Origin of the sequence: Pseudomonas sp. EggHat1, assembly GCF_014892995.1 — a bacterium.
GTDB lineage: Bacteria > Pseudomonadota > Gammaproteobacteria > Pseudomonadales > Pseudomonadaceae > Aquipseudomonas > Aquipseudomonas chaetocerotis.
Map to the genome: position 1 here is coordinate 64352 of NZ_JACKQK010000010.1, position 19273 is coordinate 83624.

Genomic DNA, 19273 nt, shown 5'->3' on the forward strand with positions numbered 1-19273 from the left:
GGCTCCCCCGCCGGGTTTTTTTTGAATGACGATTTGCCTGCGTGTAGCCCGGATGCAATCCGGGAGCCTGCGCCGGCATGGCCCCGGATTTCATCCGGGCTACGAAAAACCGTAGCCTCAGCGAATGATTGAGAGATAAACGAACATGCGTCCTGCCCGTGCCCTGATCGACCTCGATGCCCTGCGTCATAACTACCGCCTGGCCCGTGAACTGAGCGGTGCCCGTGCCCTCGCCGTGGTCAAGGCCGATGCTTATGGGCATGGCTCGGTGCGCTGTGCGCAGGCACTCGAAGCCGAGGCCGACGGCTTTGCTGTGGCCTGCATCGAAGAGGCGCTGGTACTGCGCGAGGCGGGAATTGTCGCGCCGACCCTGTTGCTCGAAGGCTTCTTCGAGGCTGACGAACTGGCGCTGATCGACCAGCATGACCTGTGGTGCGTGATTCATGCGCAGTGGCAGATCGAGGCCATCGAGCAGGCCCAACTGAGCAAGCCGCTGACCGTCTGGCTCAAACTCGACAGCGGCATGCACCGTGTCGGTCTGCATCCGGCCGATTACCAGGCCGCCTATCGTCGCCTGCTGGCCAGCGGCAAGGTCAGCAAGATCGTGCTGATGAGCCACTTCGCCCGTGCCGACGAGCCCGAGTGCGAGCGCACGGCCGAGCAACTGGCGGTGTTCCAGCAGGCTCGCGACGGTCTGAGCGCCGAGGTCAGCCTGCGCAACTCGCCGGCCGTGCTCGGCTGGCCACAGGTGCCCAGTGACTGGGTGCGTCCCGGCATCATGCTGTACGGCGCCACGCCGTTCGAGCAGGCTCAGCAGCACGCTGCGCGCCTGCAGCCGGTAATGACGCTGGAATCGAAGGTCATCAGCGTGCGTGAGCTGCCGGCCGGTGAGCCGGTGGGTTATGGCGCGCGCTTCGTGGCCGAAAGACCGACTCGCGTTGGCGTGGTCGCCATGGGCTATGCAGACGGCTATCCACGGCATGCGCCGACCGGTACGCCAGTGATGGTCGACGGTCAACTGACCCGCCTGATCGGGCGCGTGTCGATGGACATGCTGACCGTGGACCTGACCGATCTGCCGCAGGCCGGCCTCGGCAGCCGTGTCGAACTATGGGGCAAGCAGGTGCTGGCCAGCGACGTGGCCATGGCTGCTGGCAGCATTCCCTATCAGATTTTCTGCAACCTGCGGCGAGTGCCGCTGCTCTATCTCGGGGGCTGAAACCCGTTAAAAGACTGCTGCGTTAAAAACAGGCTGGTTCGCCAGCCAGGTCGTATTGCTCATGTACAGCTCGTACAGTCGAACGCGACTCCGACCGGTCCTCCCCTATTTGATTCGCTGGCGCTCTCCCTTCGGCTGTTACTCCTGTGGGTCGTTGCGCCTTGCATGGCTCTAGCTCGCGGCCTTTTAACGGGTTTCCTGGGAGGTGTAGGCGAAGGATGAACGCAAGTGTTGTAAATTCCGAACGCTATGCCATGATACGGACACTTTTTCGTCTCTTATCCCAAGGGGGATTCCAGCATTGGACGTCGGCGTTCGACTGCAATCGATTCGTAAGCTCAAAGGCCTATCCCAGCGTGAACTCGCCAAGCGGGCGGGCGTCACCAACAGCACCATTTCCATGATCGAGAAGAACAGCGTCAGCCCCTCGATCAGTTCGCTGAAAAAGGTGCTCGGCGGCATTCCCATGTCGCTGGTGGAATTCTTCTCGCTCGACATGGAGCAGGAGAACCAGACCCAGGTGGTCTATCGTGCCGCCGAACTGACCGATATCTGCAGTGGCGCCATCACCATGAAGCTGATTGGCAAGGCCCACCCGAGTCGCGCCATTTCCTTCCTCGACGAAACCTACCCGGCCGGCACCGACACCGGTGACGAAATGTACGCCCACGAAGGCGAAGAGGCTGGCATGCTGGTCGAGGGCAAGCTGGAGCTGACCGTTGGCAACGAGGTGTTCATCCTCGAGCCGGGCGACAGCTATTACTTCGAAAGCAGCAAGCCGCATCGCTTCCGCAATCCGTTCGATGTACCGGCGCGTTTGATCAGTGCCACCACGCCAGCGAACTTCTGATCAATAACCCTGCGACAATATGGGTTGTTTCGGCCAGGCCCGCTTGCCGTTATACTGTCGCCCGCTCGCGAAACCGTGGCCGCGGGCGTGACTAGCCACGAAGAGGGTGTACCGTGAATCTGATGAAGAAAATGCTGGCAGTACCGGCTGCCGTACTGGCCCTGTGGGCAGTGACTGCTCAGGCCACGACTGATGAAGCCATCGCCGAGCGTCTCAAGCCTGTAGGCGACGTGTGCATCATGGGCGAAGAGTGCAAGGGCGTCGAAACCGTCGCCGCCTCCGCCGGTGGTGGTGCACGCACCGCTGACGACATCATCGCCAAGCATTGCAATGCCTGCCACGCCACGGGTGTGCTGGATGCACCGAAGATCGGCGACACCGCTGCCTGGAAAGAGCGTGCCGACCACCAGGGCGGTCTCGACGGCATCCTGGCCAAGGCCATCTCCGGCATCAACGCAATGCCGCCGAAAGGTACCTGCGCTGATTGCTCGGACGACGAACTGCGCGAAGCGATCAAGAAGATGTCCGGTCTGTAAGACCCGTCTCTTCCCTGAAAAACCGCCCTCCGGGCGGTTTTTTCGTTTATGGCAGCGGCACGCGGCTATACAGTCCAAACTCCATTTGTCATGGATGTCGCGAGGAGCGTCATATGCCGCATACCTGTACCCTCGAACAAGCCGTCGACCGCGTATTGAGCGAGATCGCTGGGCCGATTCATCTGGGTTTACCTCTCGGTCTGGGCAAGCCCAATCGCTGGGTCAACGCGCTGTATGCACGGGTGCGGGAGATGCCCGAGCGGCAACTGACCATCTACACCGCGCTGTGCCTGGCGCGTCCGCGTGCCGCCCAGGACTTGCAGCGACGCTTTCTCGAACCTTTCGTTGATCGGGTCTACGGCGATTATCCCGAGCTGGACTTTCTCGCCGACCTGCACAGCGGCAAGCTGCCGGCCAACGTGCGCGTCGAGCAGTTCTTCTTCCAGCCGGGCAGCCTGCTCGAATGCGAGCCGGCGCAGCAGGACTACATCAGCAGTAACTACAGCCATGTCGCCCGTGACCTCAATGCCAAGGGCCTGAATCTGGTCGCCCAGCTGGTGGCCGTCGACGCCGCGCAGCCCGAGCATTTCAGCCTGAGCTGCAACCCGGACGTCACCCTCGATCTGCTGCCACTGCTGGACAAGCGCCGCAAGGCTGGCGAGACCGTGCTCAGCGTCGCTCAGATCCACAGCGACCTGCCCTACATGGCTGGTGATGCCCAGGTGCCGCGCGATACCTTCGATATCCATATCGACGAGGACGAGTGCACCACGCTGTTCTCCACACCGAACATGCCGGTGACCTTGCAGGATCATTGCATCGGCCTGTTCGCCAGCACCCTGGTGCGCGACGGCGGCACCCTGCAGATCGGCATAGGTGCGATGGGTGACGCCCTGACTGCCGCAATGATCGCCAGGCAGGACGACAATGCCCTTTACCGCGCGCTGTTGCAGGCGCTACGTGCTGATGAGTGGGCGGGTGAAATCGCCGCCAACGGCGGTGTCGAGCCGCTCGATCATGGCCTCTATGGCTGTAGCGAAATGTTCGTCAACGGCTTGCTGGCACTGGCCGAGGCTGGTCTGCTGCGGCGTCGGGTCTACCCGGATCTGCGCCTGCAGCGTCTGGTCATTAACGGTGCGCTGGATGAACACGGTCGGCCCCATAGCGTTCAGGCGCTGGTCGACGCGGGGCTGCCGACGAAGCTGCAGCCGAGCGATCTGGCCTGGCTGCGCGATAGCGGTCTGCTGCAGGGCGATGTGCAACTGGAGGCGGGCGAGTTGCAGTGGCTTGACGGTAGCCGCGTCGCAGCGGATCTCGGTGATCCCCAGACGCAGGCTCGCCTGCAATGCTGTCTCGGCAGCGCGCAGGGCGGCGTGGTGCTGCATGGTGGTTTCTTCCTTGGCCCGGAAAGCTTCTACCGGCGTCTGCGCGAGCTGGATGACAGCGAACGGCAGCGCTTTGCCATGACCGGCATCCGCTACATCAACGAGCTGTACGGCCAAGAGGAACTCAAGCGTCTGCAGCGCCGTGATGCACGCTTCATCAATACGGCTTTCACCATGACCCTGCTCGGTGCGGGCGTGGCTGATCAACTGGAGGACGGTCGGGTGCTTAGCGGCGTAGGCGGGCAATACAACTTCGTCGCCCAGGCCCATGCGCTGGAGGATGCGCGCTCGATCCTGCTGCTGCGCAGCTGGCGCGAGTCAGGCGGTGAGGTGAATTCGAACATTGTCTGGGAATATGGCCACGCCACCATCCCCCGGCACCTGCGCGATATCGTGGTGACCGAATACGGCATCGCCGATCTACGCGGCAAGACCGACGCGCAGGTGATCGAGGCGCTGCTCAAGATCAGCGATTCACGCTTCCAGAACGGGCTGATCGAGCAGGCCCAGCAGGCCGGCAAGCTGCCGGCGGATTTCCGGCTCGATGAGCGCTTCGGCAACAACCTGCCCGAACGCCTGCAGGCGCTGCGCACTGAGCATTCGTCGCTGTTCGCCGAATATCCGCTAGGCAGCGATTTCAGCGCGGTGGAGCAGGACCTGGTGCGGGCGCTGAGCTGGCTCAAGAGCAAGCTGCGCCTGAGCGAAGTACTGGAACTGGGCAAGGCCACGTTCGATGCGCCCGAACCAGCAGCCTATGCCGAGCATCTGCGACGCATGAGTCTGGAGGCGCCTGACGGGATGCGTGAAGCCCTCTGCCAGCGTTTGCTGCTGGCCGGCTTGCAAGCAACCAGTGGGCCTTAGTCGAGGAAACGCACCTGGCCGTCTTCCAGCGCGGCAACGCGGGCCAGCGATTCGACGCGGTAACCCTCGCTCTCCAGCAGGTTGCGACCGTCCTGGAAGGACTTCTCGATGACGATGCCGATACCGGCAATCTGAGCGCCGGCCTGCTGAATCAGGTCGATCAGCGCCTTGGCGGCGTGGCCGTTGGCGAGGAAGTCGTCGATCACCAGTACGCGGTCCGCGGCGGTCAGGTGACGGGCGGAAATGGCGATGGTGCTTTCGGTCTGCTTGGTGAAGGAGAACACCTTGGAGATCAGCAGGTCGTCCTTGAGCGTCAGCGACTGGAACTTGCGCGCGAAGATCACCGGAATACCCAGCTCCAGGCCTGCCATCACTGCCGGGGCGATGCCCGAGGCCTCGATGGTGACGATCTTGGTGATGCCCTGGCCGGCGAAACGCTGGGCGAACTCGTGGCCGATCTCCTGCATCAGGCGCGGATCGATCTGGTGGTTGAGAAAGGCGTCCACCTTGAGTACATGCTCGGACAGCACGATGCCTTCGCTGCGAATCTTCTGTTTCAACGACTCCACGGTCGATCCTCTGGTTGAGCAGAAAAGCTGCGGATTTTCGCTCAAAACACCCTGCATTGTGTAGTGAAACTGCAGCCTGCCCGACAGTCGTGGCCAATTGACCGGTTAGACAGGTTGTTAGCCACTACCAGCCCCGGTGCAATCCGGGGGAGGCTCCGCTCAGGCGCTCTTGGTCAGCCGCCGCAGAATGTCCTTGGGAATGCCGCGCGTATCCAGCGGCAGCTTGTCCGGTGCGGGCTCCAGGCCCAGCTCGTAAAGCCAGTTGAGCGTGTACTCGCGCAGTTGCTTGAGCTCGTAGGCCTGCCACTGCTGACGAATCGCTGGAAAGGATTCGATCTCGTAGTCGAACGCGCGCAGCGGCCGGCGCCCGGTCAACGCGGCGCTCAGCAGTGGGTGGGCGTGCAGGTTGTCGAGGGTGAACAGGAAGGATTCGCGCATGGCCACCCGCTGGGGAACGTCGAGGTTGGGCACCTGGCTGTAGCGCTCGGGATCGAGTTCGATCTGCTGGCGCTGTTCGCTGTGCTGATCCTCAGGCGACAGGCTCAGCACGCTACCGCTCTCCAGGTCCAACCAGTTTTCCTGCTGTTCACGGCCATTGATCAGCTGAATCAGGGCATCGATGTCGAGCGTGAATGTGCGCATGGTTCCAGCCCTCTGTGTCTGAACGATCTTCTCTTCTGACTGGCAAATATGGCGAGGATGCCAGTGGCATTGAAGTGGTGGGCTGAAGCCCACCCTACGATATGCATGAGCGGGGTAGGGTGGACCGGGCGGCGATCCGCTTTCGTCCACCAGACAGCAAGACCTGGGCTTCAGGTCTGTAGGGTGGGCTTCAGCCCACCGAATAAACCGACCATACACCAGTCAGCCATGACCTCAGCGCTTGAGCATCGCCCGCATATTCGCCAGGGCATCGTTGCCGCGCGCCGCCTTGACCTCCACCGGCGCCTCTTCCAGCCCTTCCCACACCAGGTCTTCCGGCGGTAGCTCGTCGAGGAAGCGGCTCGGCGAGCAGTCGATCACCTCGCCATACTGCTTGCGCTTGGCGGCGAAGGTCAGCGCCAGGTTGCGCTTGGCGCGGGTGATGCCGACGTAGGCCAGGCGCCGTTCTTCCTCGATGGTGTCGGCCTCGATGCTGGAGCGGTGAGGGAGAATCTCCTCCTCGAAACCGATGATGTACACCGATGGGAACTCCAGGCCCTTGGAGGCGTGCATGGTCATCATCTGCACGCCCTCTGCGCCTTCTTCCTCTTCCTGCTGGCGTTCGAGCATGTCGCGCAGCACCAGTTTGCCGATGGCGTCTTCGATGGTCATGTCGCCGTCTTCATCGCGCTCCAGCGTGCTCTTCAGCGCATCGACGAGGAACCAGACATTGCCCATGCGCGCGTCGGCCACCTTGTCGCTGGAGGCGTTCTGGCGCAGCCAGTTCTCGTAGTCGATGTCCATGACCATGCTGCGGATGGCGGCGATCGGATCGTTCTGCGCGCATTCCTGGCGCACCCGGTCCATCCAGCGGGTGAAGCGCTGCAGGCGCTCGGTGAAGCGCGCGTCGAGATGCTCGCCGAGGCCCATCTCGCCGGCTGCGGCGTACATGCTGATCTTGCGCTCGTTGGCGTAGTTGCCGAGTTTTTCCAGGGTGGCGGAGCCGATCTCCCTGCGCGGCACGTTGATCACCCGCAGGAAGGCGTTGTCATCGTCCGGGTTGACCAGCAGACGGAAGTAGCTCATCAGGTCCTTCACCTCCTGGCGGGCGAAGAAGCTGGTGCCGCCAGACAGGCGATAGGGAATCTGGTGGTGCTGCAGTTTCAGCTCCATCAGCTTGGCCTGGTAGTTGCCGCGATAGAGGATGGCGAAGTCGCTGTAGGGGCGCTGGGTACGCAGGTGTTCGGTGAGGATTTCCAGCGCCACCCGTTCGCACTCGGCGTCTTCGTTGCGGGTGCGGATCACGCGAATCTCGTCGCCCATACCCATCTCCGACCACAGCTGCTTCTCGAAGGCGTGGGGGTTGTTGGCGATGAGGGTGTTGGCGCACTTGAGAATGCGGCTGGTGGAGCGGTAGTTCTGCTCCAGCATCACTACCTTCAGCGAGGGATAATCCTCTTTGAGCAGCATCAGGTTTTCCGGCCGTGCGCCGCGCCAGGCGTAGATCGACTGGTCGTCGTCGCCGACCACGGTGATCTGGTTGCGCATGCCCACCAGCAGTTTCACCAGCAGGTACTGGCTGGAGTTGGTGTCTTGGTATTCGTCGACCAGCAGGTAGCGGATGCGGTTCTGCCATTTCTCCAGGATGTCGGCGTGCTCCTGAAAGAGTTTGACCGGCAGCAGGATCAGGTCGTTGAAGTCCACTGCGTTGTAGGCCTTGAGCGTGCGCTGGTAGTGCAGGTAGACGATGGCGGCAGTCTGTTCCTTGGGATTGCGCGCCTTGGCCAGGGCTTCGTCGGGCAGGATCAGGTCGTTCTTCCAGCTGTCGATGAGATTCTTCACCTCGTCGGCACCGTCGTCGCCGGAATACTCCTTCTGCATGATGTCGCTGAGCAGCGCCTTGATGTCGCCGTCGTCGAAGATCGAGAAGCCGGGCTTGTAGCCCAGGCGTGCGTATTCCTTGCGGATGATGTTCATGCCCAGGTTGTGGAAGGTGGACACGGTCAGGCCGCGCGCCTCGCTGCCCTTGAGCAGGGTGCCGACGCGCTCCTTCATCTCGCGCGCGGCCTTGTTGGTGAAGGTCATGGCGACGATGTGCTGGGCGCGGATGCCGCAGTTCTGCACCAGGTGGGCGATCTTGCGCGTGATCACGCTGGTCTTGCCGGAACCTGCACCGGCGAGCACCAGAAGCGGGCCGCCGACGTAGTTCACGGCCTCTTGTTGCCGGGGGTTCAGTCGGGACATGGGGTCGTTCGCAGAAAAAGGGCCGCGCATTTTAACAGGCCTGGCGACTTCTGCCGCGACCGTCTGGAACTGTGGCCTAGCGCACGAAATTGCATAGCCATGCACTTGGTTAATCACTTTATTCCAGTACTCTGGTTCCACTTGTCGGTTTACTGGCTATACCTCAGGATGTGCACCACCTTTCGCACGGATGTGATTGATTAGACGCCGATTACGGCGCGTTCAGGCGACGCGATTCGCCATCATTCTTGCGGTCATTGGGGGAGGTTGCTTGTCCACGCTCGTCGAACCCTTGCGGTTGGTTCTGTTGGCTGAAACGCCGGACTGGGCCGAATTGTTGCGCGAGCAGTTGAGCGCCCTGGGCAGCCCATCCCCGCTGATTACCGCGCCGTCCTGGGAGGCGGCCAGCAGTCTGTTCGATGATCACGCCAGTGGTCTGCTGCTGAGTACCCCGGATCGCCTTCCCGAACCCCGTCAGTGCCCTTTGCCCATCGTCCTGCTGCTCGACGAGGAACCCGTCGAAGAGCCTGCCGGTGTCAGCGACTGGCTGGTGCGCGGCAGCCTCAACCTCGATGTGCTGCGCCGCTGCCTGCGCTATGTGCGCGAACAGGGCAACCTCAAGCACACCCTGCAGCGCCTGGCCGAACAGGACCCGTTGACCGGCATCGCCAATCGCCAGGGCTTCCAGACCCTGCTCGCGGCGCGTCTGGCCGAGTGTGGCGGCCGTGGCCTGGTGCTGGGGCATCTCGATCTGGACAACTTCCGTCACGCCAACGATGCCCTCGGCTACCAGGCCGGAGACCGCCTGATCCTGCAGGTGGTGGCGCGGCTCAAGGGGCTGCTGCAGCCCTGCGATCAGATCGCGCGTCTGGGCAGCGACGAATTCGCTCTGTTGCTCGATGCACGCCGCGATGCGCAGCGCGTGGAGCGCCTCGCCGAGCGTGTCACCGAGGTATTGGGTGAGCCTTACTGGGTGGACGGTGAGAGTCTGCTGATCGGCTGCAGCCTTGGCCTGGCGCATGCCCGCGCGGGCGAGGGCGCCGATCCGCTGCTGTGGCACGCGCATATCGCCATGCAGCAGGCCAAGAATCAGCAAGGCTGCGTGTTTCATGTCTATGACGAACGCCTGAACCGCAGCGCACGCAGCCAGGCCGATCTGGAAGGCGAGCTGCGCCGTGCGCTACGCCGTGACGAACTGGAGCTGCATTATCAGCCCCGTCTGTGCCTGAAGAGCGGGCGCATCGTCGGTCTGGAGGCCCTGGTGCGCTGGCAGCACAGCGAGCGAGGGCTGCTCTCGCCCAATGAATTTGTACCGTTGGCCGAAGAAACCGGGCTGATCGTGCCGCTCGGTTACTGGGTCATCTCCCGTGCCCTGCGCGATATGCAGTGGCTGCGTGGGCGCGGCTTGCCGGCACTGCACATGGCGGTCAACCTGTCATTCCGCCAGTTTCAGGACAGCCAGTTGCTGCCGACCCTCAGCCGCCTGATCGAAGAACGTGGCGTCGATGCGCAGTGGCTGGAGTTCGAGTTGACCGAAACTGCGGTGATGCGCCGCAGCGATCAGGTGCAGCAGACCATGCTGGAGCTTGGGCGGCTCGGCGTGCGTTTCTCGCTGGACGACTTCGGCACCGGCTTTTCGTCTTTCGTCCATCTCAACAACCTGCCGATCACTCTGTTGAAGATCGACAAGAGCTTTGTCGGTGGTATGGGCGAGCGTGCCGAGAACCGCCAATTGGTGCGGGCGATGATCAATCTGGCGCACAACCTCAATCTCGAGGTGGTGGCCGAAGGGGTGGAGAACATCGAGCAACTCGACATGCTGCGCCAGTTTGGTTGCGATCAGGTACAAGGTTACCTGATCAGCAAGGCCATACCTCTGGCGGAGCTGGCACGCTTTCTGGTGTTCGGCCTGCGCCAGCCGCTGCTCGGCGGATCGTAACCCGTAGCCCGGATGCAATCCGGGGCCGTGTGCCGGGCATTCCCCGGATTGCATCCGGGCTACGACAGATAGACCTCGCCCTCTATCCTGTTCGGCCGCTGCAGGCGCGCAGTCTTCCATTGGAAGCCCAGCACCAGGCCGCTTGCCGTTACCGCCAGGCCGGCAGCCAGGCCCCACCAGACGCCTTGTGCACCCCAGCCAAGGGCGAAGGCGAACAGCCAGACCAGCGGTGCGCCCACGCACCAGTAACCGGTGAGGCCGATCAGCAGGGTGGTGCGGCCGTCGTTCAGCCCGCGGATCGCGCCCATGGCGATGCTCTGCAAACCATCGAACAGCTCGAACCAGGCGGCGATCGCCAGCAGGCTGACCGCGAGGGTGACGATATCGGCGAAAGCCGGATCGTGGCGGTCGAGGAACAGGCCGATGATCCACTCCGGCAGCAGCCAGAACAGCAGGGCGAACAGCAGCATCAACGCCGCTCCCAGGAACATGCCCAGATGGCCGCTGAGGCGCGACAGGTGCAGATGCCCGGCGCCGTAATGCAGGCCGACGCGGAAGGTCACCGCATAGGACAGCCCTTGCGGCACGATAAACGCCAGCGCCACCGTCTGCATGGCGATCTGATGTGCCGCCAGTTGCACACTGCCCAGCGCGCCCATGCACAGGGTGGCGAAGGTGAACAGCCCCTGCTCGGCGGCGTAGGTACCGCCAATGGGCAGGCCCAGGCGCAGCAGTGCGCGTATTTCCGCCCGTTGTGGGCGGCCCATGCCGCTCCGCAGTTTGTAGCGGTGATAGGTCGGCGAGAGCAGGATGTACAGCGCCAATGCCAGGGCCATGGCGCTGCTGACCAGCGCAGTGGTCATGCCGATGCCACTCAGGCCCAGGTTGGGCAGGCCGAACCAGCCCTTGATCAGCGCGTAGTTGATGACGAAATTGGCAGCGGTACCGGCGATGCTGATGGCCATCACCGGGCCGGGATGACCAATGGCACTGGTGAAGCCGCGCAGCGCCATGAAGCACAGGTAGCCAGGCAGGGCCAGCGACAGCGGGCGCAGGAAATCCATGGCCTGGCTGGCCGCGCCTGGGTCCTGACCCAGATGCGGCAGCAGCGGGCCCAGGCCGTTGAGACACAGCGCGCTGACGATACCCAACAGCATGGCCAGCCACAGGCCGTTCCGGATCAGGCGCGTGATACCTGCCGGATCGCCCGCACCATGGCGAATGGCGATCAGGCTGCCCACCGCGGCGATCACCCCGGTGCAGAAGATCGAGAAGATGAAATAGCACGTGGCGCCCAGCGCACCGCCTGCCAACTGCTGCGGGCCGAGCATGGCCATCATCAGCGTGTCGGTGAAAATCATCAGCGCGTGGGCCAACTGTGCGGAGATAAGCGGGCCGGCCAGACGCAGCAGCGCACCCAACTCGTGACCAAGGGAATTCTTCATGATGAGTAAAACTTCGGCAGGGGGAGCATCGCCTGGCTGTCAGGAGATGAGCAATGACCGCTATTCTGTGGTTCCTGTCGATTACTCACAAAAGGAAAATAGCCATGCCAGGCATGATTAAAACTCATGGTTCGATGCAGTGACGCGTCGTCTTCCTCCGCTTTACGCCCTGCGCGCCTTCGAGGCCGCAGCCCGGCATGCCTCCTTTACTCGCGCCGCCGAAGAGCTGGCGATCACGCAGAGCGCGGTGAGTCGGCATATCCGTACGCTCGAGGACTACTTCGCCTGCCGTCTGTTCGAACGCCGTGGCCGCAGCCTGCACCTGACCGATCCGGCCCGTGCCCTGCTACCGGGGCTGAGCGAGGGCTTCGATGCGCTGGAGCGCGCCAGCGCTGTCTTGCACGCCGACGACGAGGTGCTGCGCCTGAAGGCACCGTCGACCCTGACCATGCGTTGGCTGTTGGCGCGGCTGTCGCACTTCCGTCTGGCCAACCCGGACAGCGAAGTGCAGCTCACCAGTGCCTGGATGGACGTGGACAAGGTCGACTTCCGCCATGAACCCTTCGACTGCGCGGTGCTGCTGTCCGATGGTCAGTTTCCAGAGGAGTGGGAGAGCGTCCTGCTATTCGAGGAATGGCTGATTCCGGTGTGCGCTGCCGGTGATTCTGAGGTCGGTCCCTGGTCGTTGGCGCGGTTGCGTGCGGCGGAGCAACTGCATCCGACGCCGGATCGTCGCGACTGGCGGCGCTGGTTGCAGGCTACAGGCCTGGTCGAACAGGTGCCGCTGAAAACCGGGCAGCTGTTCGACATGCTCGAATTGGGCATCGTTGCGGCGGCGCGCGGCTATGGCGTGTCCATCGGTGATCTGCTGATGGTGGCCGAGGACGTGAACGCCGGCCGGCTCGGTGTGCCCTGGCCGACGGCGGTATTCAGTGGTGACAGCTACTATATGGTTTGGCCGCGTGGACATCGTGCGCAGGCACGTCTGCAGCGTTTGCGTGACTACTTGCTGGCGGAGGTCGCCGCGCTGGCACTGCCCGAGGTCGAGCGTTTGCGCTGAACGATCATGGCCAGCGCTCAGGACTCTGACGGCCATCAAAGACCGGGCAGGTCGACTGTAGTGTGGTCAGGCTGCTCTCTGTAGGCATGAGTGCCATCATCTATTGAGTAATCGATAAAACCTATCAGCCATCGCTCTGTAGCGCTGTTTTGATAATAAATGACGACCGTATGGCGCTTTGATATTGACCGAGCTGAATGCTCAAGTATCCTCGCGCCTTTTCGCCGAGTCATATGACGACTGGGTGGTGCCGAAATTGTCTGAGTTATCTGCCCATATGCTCATGGGCGCACACCTGGAGCCCTCATGAATCCTCCTCGCTCTCGTATAGCCCTGCAACTGGCTGCCATGCTGGCTTTGGTGCTGGTGCTGCTGATCAGCGTCAGCACCCTGTTTGCCCTGCGTTCACTCAACGAGGCCAATCTGGTCACTCGCGAAAAGCACCTGGGCAGCGAGGCGGGGCTGCTGGCCGACCAGCTCGAAACCTTCCACGGCAGCCTGCGTGAGAGCACGCAGCGTCTGGCCGGACTCTTCGAGCAGCGCTTCAGCAGTGGCTTGCAGGTGCGCAGTGAAGAGCGTGTGAGCGTCGGCAGCCTGCAGACACCTGCGCTTTACCTGGGGACTACGCGCTTGAACAACGAGTTCACCGAGGTCGATGACTTCACGCGCATGACTGCGGGTGTGGCCACGGTATTCGTGCGTGACGGTAGCGAATTCATCCGCATCACCACCTCGCTGACCAAGCAGGATGGCACTCGTGCTCTGGGAACGGCGCTTGATCATCAGCACCCGGCCTATCAGCGCCTGCTGGCCGGGCAGAATTACGTGGGCCGGGCTTTGCTCTTCGACCGCAACTACATGACCCAGTACACCCCCGTGCGTGATGGCAGTGGACAGGTCATTGCCGTGTTGTTCGTCGGCTTCGACTACACCGATGCGCAGAAGCTGCAGTTCAAAAAACTGAGCGAATTTCGGATTGGCGAAACGGGCTCACTTGCCCTGCTCGACGAGCAGGGTAAGTGGCTGGTCAAGCCCGCTGGCACTGGCGCTCTAGATACACTACCGGCAGCCCTCGGCGAGCTGATCGCTCACTCGGGGGACGGCGGTTTCTGGAACGATGGCCAGAATGAGTTCTACAGCGTCGCCATGCCCTTTGCCGGCGGACCCTGGATGGTGCTGGCGAGCATGCCGCGCGAGGAAATCCAGGCTGTCACCTGGCGTGTCGGTACCCAGTTGGCCATCGGCAGCGCACTGACGCTGCTGCTGGCGGTCATTGCCGTGGTCTGGCTGCTGCGCCGCAAACTGCGCCCGTTGGGCGACCTGGTACAGCAGGCACAGGCGCTTGGCGCCGGTGATCTTGGCGCGCGTATGGCGCAATCCAGCGATGACGAAATCGGCGAGCTGGCGCGCAGCTTCAATCGTATGGGCGAAGCGCTGGCGAGCATGGTGGCGGGTATTCGCAGCGCTGCTCAGGATGTCAGCGCTCGCTCGCAGGCAATGTCCACGCTATCGCGCGATGCCTATCAGGGGATCGATCAGCAATCCGGCGAGATCAGCAGCATGGCCGGCGCGGTGGAGGAGTTCAGTGCCACCTCGCAGAACATCGCCGACAACATGCGCAGCACCGAGCGACTGGCCAGCGGCAACGCCCAACAGACCCGTATCGGGCGTACCTCGATGGATCAGGCTTCCGAAGCGCTGGTGCAGATCGCCGAAGCACTTGAGCAAACCTCCAAGGCGATCAACGGCCTCGGCCAGCGCTCCCAGGAGATCGGCGGTATCGTCAGCGTCATCACCGCGATCGCCGACCAGACCAACCTGCTGGCGCTCAACGCTGCCATCGAAGCAGCGCGGGCCGGCGAGCAGGGCCGCGGTTTTGCCGTCGTCGCCGACGAAGTGCGCAATCTGGCCGGGCGTACCCGCGAGGCGACCAACGAGATTTCCACGATGATCGGCAGCATCCAGAGCGAGACCAGCAGCGCTATCGCCACCATGGAGCACGGCCGACAGCTGATGCAGGATGGCCTGGAACGTAACGCCAAGGTGGCGGCGGCACTGGCGCAAATCAGTGAGCAGAGCGCCGAGGCCGGCGAGCAATTCGCCGCCATAACCACCGCTACCAGCGAGCAGAGCAGCACCGCGACCGTGCTCAGCGCCAACCTGCAGAGCATCGCCCAAACCAATGGCGAGCAGCGTGAAGTGGTGGCCAACCTGGCCGATACCGCGCGCGAGCTGGATCGCCTAGCCGCCCAGTTGCGTCAGGAAGTCGAGCGCTTCCGCTGATTCATCCTGCAGCGGGGCGATACTGCAGTGCTTCGGCCAGATGAGCGCGGTCAATCTGCTGCTGATCCGCCAGATCAGCCAGCGTGCGCGCTACCTTGAGCACACGGTGCGCGGCGCGTAGCGACAGGCCGAGACGTTCGCAGGCACTTTCCAGCCACTGACGATCCGCGCTGCTCAATGCACAGTGCTGACGCAGGCCGGGCAAATCGAGAAAGGCATTGGCCACCCCTTGGCGTTGCAGTTGTCGCTCACGAGCCCGGGCGACCTTCGCTGCTGCTTGTGCGGTGCTTTCGCCATGCTGCGGTGCGGCGTTCAATATCGTCGTTTCGCGGGCGACCGTCAGGTGCAGGTCGATGCGATCGAGCAATGGCCCGGACAGCTTGGCGCGGTAGCGCTGGATCTGCTCCGGTGTGCAGCGACAGCGGTTGCTCGGGTCGCCCAGGTAACCACAAGGACAGGGATTCATGGCGGCAACGAGCTGAAAACGCGCGGGAAAGCGTACCTTGTCGCGTGCCCGGGCAATGACGATGTGGCCGCTTTCCAGCGGTTCTCGCAGCACCTCCAGCACTTTCCTATCGAATTCCGGCAGCTCATCGAGGAACAGGATTCCCATATGGGCCAAGGTTATTTCGCCAGGCTGCGGGCGACTGCCACCTCCCACCAATGCCGGCCCGGAGGCGCTGTGGTGCGGCGTGCGAAAGGGGCGCTGCGGCCAGTGCTGCAACGGCAGATGGCTGGCTACTGAATGGATTGCGGCAACCTGCAGCGCCTCGCTCTCGTCCAGCGGCGGCAGCAAACCGGGCAGGCGGCTGGCCAGCAGCGTCTTGCCGGTACCGGGTGGGCCGCTGAGCAGCAAGTTATGCGATCCAGCGGCGGCCACCAGCAATGCACGCTTGGCGGCCAACTGGCCCTGCACTTCGGCCAGATCCGGGTAGGGCAGGCTCTGCCTGAGCAGACCCTGGGCGGCGTAGGGTTCGAGTGGTGCGCTGCCGTTGAGGTGCGCGGCGATCTGCAGCAGATGTTCGACGGCGATGACCTTCAGCCCCGATGCCAGGCTGGCTTCTTCGGCATTGGCCTGTGGCACCAAGAGGGTGCGCCCGGCTGCGCGCGCGGCGAGGGCGGCCGGCAATACGCCCTGCACAGGGCGCACCGCTCCGGACAGCGCCAGTTCGCCCAGGCATTCGCACTCATCCAGAGAGTGAGCCGGTACCTGGCCGCTGGCCGCGAGAATCCCCAGGGCGATGGCGAGATCGAAGCGGCCGCCATCCTTGGGCAGGTCGGCGGGCGCCAGATTCAAGGTAATGCGTTTACTGGGAAACTCGAACGCGGCGTTGAGAATGGCGCTGCGTACGCGATCCTTGCTCTCCTTGACCGCAGTTTCCGGCAGCCCCACCAGCGTCAGGGAGGGCAGGCCATTGGCCAGGTGTGCTTCGACGGTGACGGCCGGTGCTTCGACGCCGACCTGGGCGCGGCTGTGGACGATGGCCAGGGACATGATCACTCCTTGATCAGGCCCGCCTGGGCGGCCATTGAAAACACTCTGCATTGGCGACAAGGGGTTAAACCGCCGTCGCCTGTGCTCTCAATGTTCCGTCGGTTCAGTCGGCGGGCGGGTTCAGCTTGGCTTCCAGTTCGGCGACCTTGGCTTCCAGCGCCTCGAGGCGAGCGCGGGTGCGGGCCAGGACCACCATCTGGCTGTCGAATTCATCACGGCTGACCAGATCGAGCTTGCTGAAACCGCTCTGCAGCAGGGCTTTGAACTGAGCTTCCAGTTCGGCGCGCGGCAGCGGGCTGTCGCCGCTGAAAAGACGCGAGGCGTGGCTACTGAGAGTATCGAGCAAGGCTTTCGGCGGCAGCATGATCAGGTTCCATAAACAGACGGTCGGCAGTGTAGCACGCAGGTAGGTGCAGGGCGGCTGAGCGGCGACTGCACGATTTTGAGCATCATGGAATGTATCAATGCACCAAATTAGTGCTTCGCATTCGACATGAATGACCGGTCACTGTGGCTGGAAGCTGTTAAAGGCCTGATAGATAGTGCTTTTGCGTGAGCTGGCAAGCTTTCTGCTTAGACCCCAGCGACGCATGCACCGATGCAGTTCTGGTGCTGCAGGCGAAGCGGGGGAGTGTTTCGTCGGGAGCGGTTGGTGGGTATCGACCACGCCAGGCTGGAGCGGTCGGTGCATTACAAAAGCCAGACACTGCGCTTAGACTTGAGTCGGGTTCGCAATTCCTGGGGCAAGTCCACCTTACACGGGAGAAAGTTTCATGAAGCTAGTCACTGCCATCATCAAGCCGTTCAAGCTGGACGACGTGCGCGAGTCGCTGTCGGAGATCGGCGTGCAGGGCATTACCGTCACCGAAGTCAAGGGCTTCGGCCGCCAGAAAGGCCATACCGAGCTGTATCGCGGTGCCGAGTATGTGGTCGATTTCCTGCCCAAGGTGAAGATCGACGTGGCCATCGCTGACGATCAGCTCGATCGCGTGATCGAGGCCATCACCAAGGCTGCCAACACCGGCAAGATCGGCGACGGCAAAATTTTCGTAGTCAACCTGGAACAGGCGATTCGTATCCGTACCGGCGAAACCGATACCGACGCGATCTAACAAGCCTCCGAACCCCACGCCCCAGGAGTAAACCCATGACTCTGCGAACTTTCGCAGGGCTAGGAGCCCTTTTGTCCTCGAATTCTGGCTTTACGCTGTTTTCGAGGGCCAAAGCCGGAGCTGGCGATGCCTTCGCCGCTCTGCTGTGCCAGACCCTCTTGAGGTCTTGCGCTTGGCCTAGTGATGGGAATGCCTGGTCGCCTCATGGCGCAGGGGTTCCGGTGATCCAGTACGAGCGTGGCAACGACCTGTAAAGCATGCGGAACGCGTCCTGAGCCAACCTGGACGTTTCAACCGAACAGCGCACAACAAAAGCGCCGGCAAGAGGTGAAAAATGGATAACACAGCATTGACTGCATTGCAGTACGGCTTCGATACCTTCTACTTTCTGATCTGTGGTGCCCTGGTGATGTGGATGGCAGCGGGTTTTGCCATGCTCGAATCCGGCCTGGTGCGTGCCAAGAACACCACCGAGATCCTGACCAAGAACGTGGCGCTCTATGCCGTTGCCAGCGTCATGTATCTGGTGATCGGCTATCACATCATGTACTCCAGCCCGGAAGGCGGCATCCTGCCGAGCCTGGGTTTCCTGATCGGTGACGAAAACAGCGTCGACTCGGTACTTGCCGGTGGCGACGATGCACCTTACTACTCGGCCCGTTCGGACTTCTTCTTCCAGGTGGTGTTCGCCGCGACCTGCATGTCGATCGTTTCCGGTGCTGTTGCCGAGCGCATGAAGCTCTGGGCATTCCTGGCGTTCGCCGTGGTCATGACCGGCTTCATCTACCCGGTTCAGGGCTTCTGGAAATGGGGCTCGGGCTTCCTCAACGAAGCGGGCTTCCTCGACTTCGCAGGTTCCGGCGTGGTTCACATGGCCGGTGCCACCGCTGCTCTGGCGGGTGTCCTGCTGCTCGGTGCACGCAAAGGCAAATACGGCGCCAATGGCCAGGTCAACGCCATCCCAGGTGCCAACCTGCCGCTGGCGACGCTCGGCACCTTCATCCTGTGGATGGGCTGGTTCGGCTTCAACGGCGGCTCGCAGCTGAAGATGAGCACCATCGAAGATGCCAACGCCGTCGCTCAGGTGTTCGTCAACACCAACATGGCAGCCGCCGGTGGCCTGATTGCCGCGCTGATCGTTGCCCGCATCCTGTTCGGCAAGGCTGACCTGACCATGGCGCTCAACGGTGCTCTGGCTGGTCTGGTGGCCATCACTGCCGAACCGCTGACTCCGAGCGGCCTGCAGGCGACTCTGATCGGCGGCGTGGGTGGTGTGCTGGTGGTGTTCGCCATCCTCGGTCTGGACAAGCTGAAGATCGACGATCCGGTTGGTGCCATCTCCGTGCACGGTGTGGTCGGTATCTGGGGTCTGCTGGCTGTCTGCCTGACCAACAGCGATGCTTCGCTGGGTGCTCAGTTGCTGGGTATCGGCAGCATCTTCGCCTGGGTCTTCATCGCCAGCCTGATCGTGTGGAGCATCATCAAGGCGGTGATCGGTCTGCGCGTCAGCGAAGAAGAAGAATACGAAGGTGTCGATATCGCCGAGTGCGGTATGGAGGCCTACCCGGAATTCACCAACAAGTGATCCTCCGGTAAATCGCAAAGGGCGCCTTCGGGCGCCCTTTGTTTTTTC

The 19273-nt window shown here is 62.6% G+C and carries 15 protein-coding genes and 1 pseudogene; 10 read left to right on the top strand and 6 right to left on the bottom strand.

Annotated elements, in window-relative coordinates; all coding sequences use genetic code 11:
• Positions 1-145: 145 nt before the first annotated feature.
• The 4 genes from alr to INS93_RS16460 all read left to right on the top strand — a co-directional run bounded on the left by alr (position 146) and on the right by INS93_RS16460 (position 4851).
• Positions 146-1219 carry an alanine racemase gene (gene alr / locus INS93_RS16445; RefSeq protein ID WP_192983934.1) on the top strand — a complete coding sequence of 358 codons (1074 nt, stop codon included), beginning with the start codon at positions 146-148 and terminating at the stop codon, positions 1217-1219.
• A gap of 301 nt (positions 1220-1520) precedes the next feature.
• On the top strand, positions 1521-2069 hold the full coding sequence (locus tag INS93_RS16450) for a cupin domain-containing protein (RefSeq protein ID WP_004423167.1): 549 nt from the start codon (positions 1521-1523) through the stop codon (positions 2067-2069).
• Between the two features lie 113 nt (positions 2070-2182).
• Entirely contained in the window at positions 2183-2605 is a 423-nt protein-coding gene (locus INS93_RS16455) for a c-type cytochrome (protein ID WP_074915285.1), read from the top strand.
• 113 nt (positions 2606-2718) lie between these two features.
• Complete coding sequence (locus INS93_RS16460; RefSeq protein WP_192983936.1) at positions 2719-4851, top strand: acetyl-CoA hydrolase/transferase family protein; 2133 nt, start codon at positions 2719-2721, stop codon at positions 4849-4851.
• On the opposite strand, the gene INS93_RS16465 is transcribed toward INS93_RS16460, so the two are convergent.
• The 3 genes from INS93_RS16465 to rep form a co-directional block, all read right to left on the bottom strand.
• Positions 4848-5420, bottom strand: coding sequence for a xanthine phosphoribosyltransferase (locus INS93_RS16465; protein ID WP_160016867.1), 573 nt, complete (start codon positions 5418-5420; stop codon positions 4848-4850). The two genes, INS93_RS16460 and INS93_RS16465, sit on opposite strands and share 4 nt — an antisense overlap.
• Positions 5421-5579: 159 nt before the next feature.
• On the bottom strand, positions 5580-6062 hold the full coding sequence (locus tag INS93_RS16470) for a UPF0158 family protein (RefSeq protein ID WP_192983938.1): 483 nt from the start codon (positions 6060-6062) through the stop codon (positions 5580-5582).
• A gap of 234 nt (positions 6063-6296) precedes the next feature.
• Complete coding sequence (gene rep / locus INS93_RS16475; protein ID WP_160016865.1) at positions 6297-8306, bottom strand: DNA helicase Rep; 2010 nt, start codon at positions 8304-8306, stop codon at positions 6297-6299.
• Positions 8307-8577: 271 nt separating this feature from the next.
• On the opposite strand from rep, the gene INS93_RS16480 reads away from it, so the two are divergent.
• The gene (locus INS93_RS16480) at positions 8578-10245 is read left to right on the top strand and encodes a putative bifunctional diguanylate cyclase/phosphodiesterase (protein ID WP_192983940.1); all 1668 of its coding nucleotides are present in this window, start codon (positions 8578-8580) and stop codon (positions 10243-10245) included.
• Positions 10246-10304: 59 nt separating this feature from the next.
• Here the strand turns inward: INS93_RS16480 and INS93_RS16485 are convergent, their stop codons facing one another.
• The gene (locus INS93_RS16485) at positions 10305-11690 is read right to left on the bottom strand and encodes a NorM family multidrug efflux MATE transporter (RefSeq protein ID WP_192983942.1); all 1386 of its coding nucleotides are present in this window, start codon (positions 11688-11690) and stop codon (positions 10305-10307) included.
• A gap of 139 nt (positions 11691-11829) precedes the next feature.
• Here INS93_RS16485 and INS93_RS16490 point away from each other — a divergent pair, with 139 nt between their 5' ends.
• The 3 genes and pseudogenes from INS93_RS16490 to INS93_RS25130 all read left to right on the top strand — a co-directional run bounded on the left by INS93_RS16490 (position 11830) and on the right by INS93_RS25130 (position 15033).
• A complete protein-coding gene (locus INS93_RS16490) occupies positions 11830-12750 on the top strand; it encodes a LysR substrate-binding domain-containing protein (RefSeq protein WP_192983944.1) in 921 nt (306 codons plus the stop codon).
• A gap of 348 nt (positions 12751-13098) precedes the next feature.
• Positions 13099-14175: pseudogene (locus INS93_RS25125) on the top strand (Cache 3/Cache 2 fusion domain-containing protein); the annotation flags it as partial.
• Positions 14176-14310: 135 nt separating this feature from the next.
• Positions 14311-15033 carry a methyl-accepting chemotaxis protein gene (locus tag INS93_RS25130; protein ID WP_420707319.1) on the top strand — a complete coding sequence of 241 codons (723 nt, stop codon included), beginning with the start codon at positions 14311-14313 and terminating at the stop codon, positions 15031-15033.
• A 1-nt stretch (position 15034) separates the two neighbouring features.
• Here the strand turns inward: INS93_RS25130 and INS93_RS16500 are convergent, their stop codons facing one another.
• Both INS93_RS16500 and INS93_RS16505 read right to left on the bottom strand, forming a co-directional pair.
• The gene (locus tag INS93_RS16500) at positions 15035-16528 is read right to left on the bottom strand and encodes a YifB family Mg chelatase-like AAA ATPase (RefSeq protein ID WP_192983949.1); all 1494 of its coding nucleotides are present in this window, start codon (positions 16526-16528) and stop codon (positions 15035-15037) included.
• 103 nt (positions 16529-16631) lie between these two features.
• On the bottom strand, positions 16632-16892 hold the full coding sequence (locus INS93_RS16505) for an accessory factor UbiK family protein (RefSeq protein ID WP_160016860.1): 261 nt from the start codon (positions 16890-16892) through the stop codon (positions 16632-16634).
• Positions 16893-17301: 409 nt separating this feature from the next.
• Between INS93_RS16505 and glnK the strand changes: the two genes are divergently transcribed.
• Positions 17302-17640, top strand: coding sequence for a P-II family nitrogen regulator (gene glnK / locus INS93_RS16510; RefSeq protein WP_003096476.1), 339 nt, complete (start codon positions 17302-17304; stop codon positions 17638-17640).
• Positions 17641-17974: 334 nt separating this feature from the next.
• A complete protein-coding gene (locus tag INS93_RS16515; protein WP_160016859.1) occupies positions 17975-19225 on the top strand; it encodes an ammonium transporter in 1251 nt (416 codons plus the stop codon).
• Positions 19226-19273: the final 48 nt, after the last annotated feature.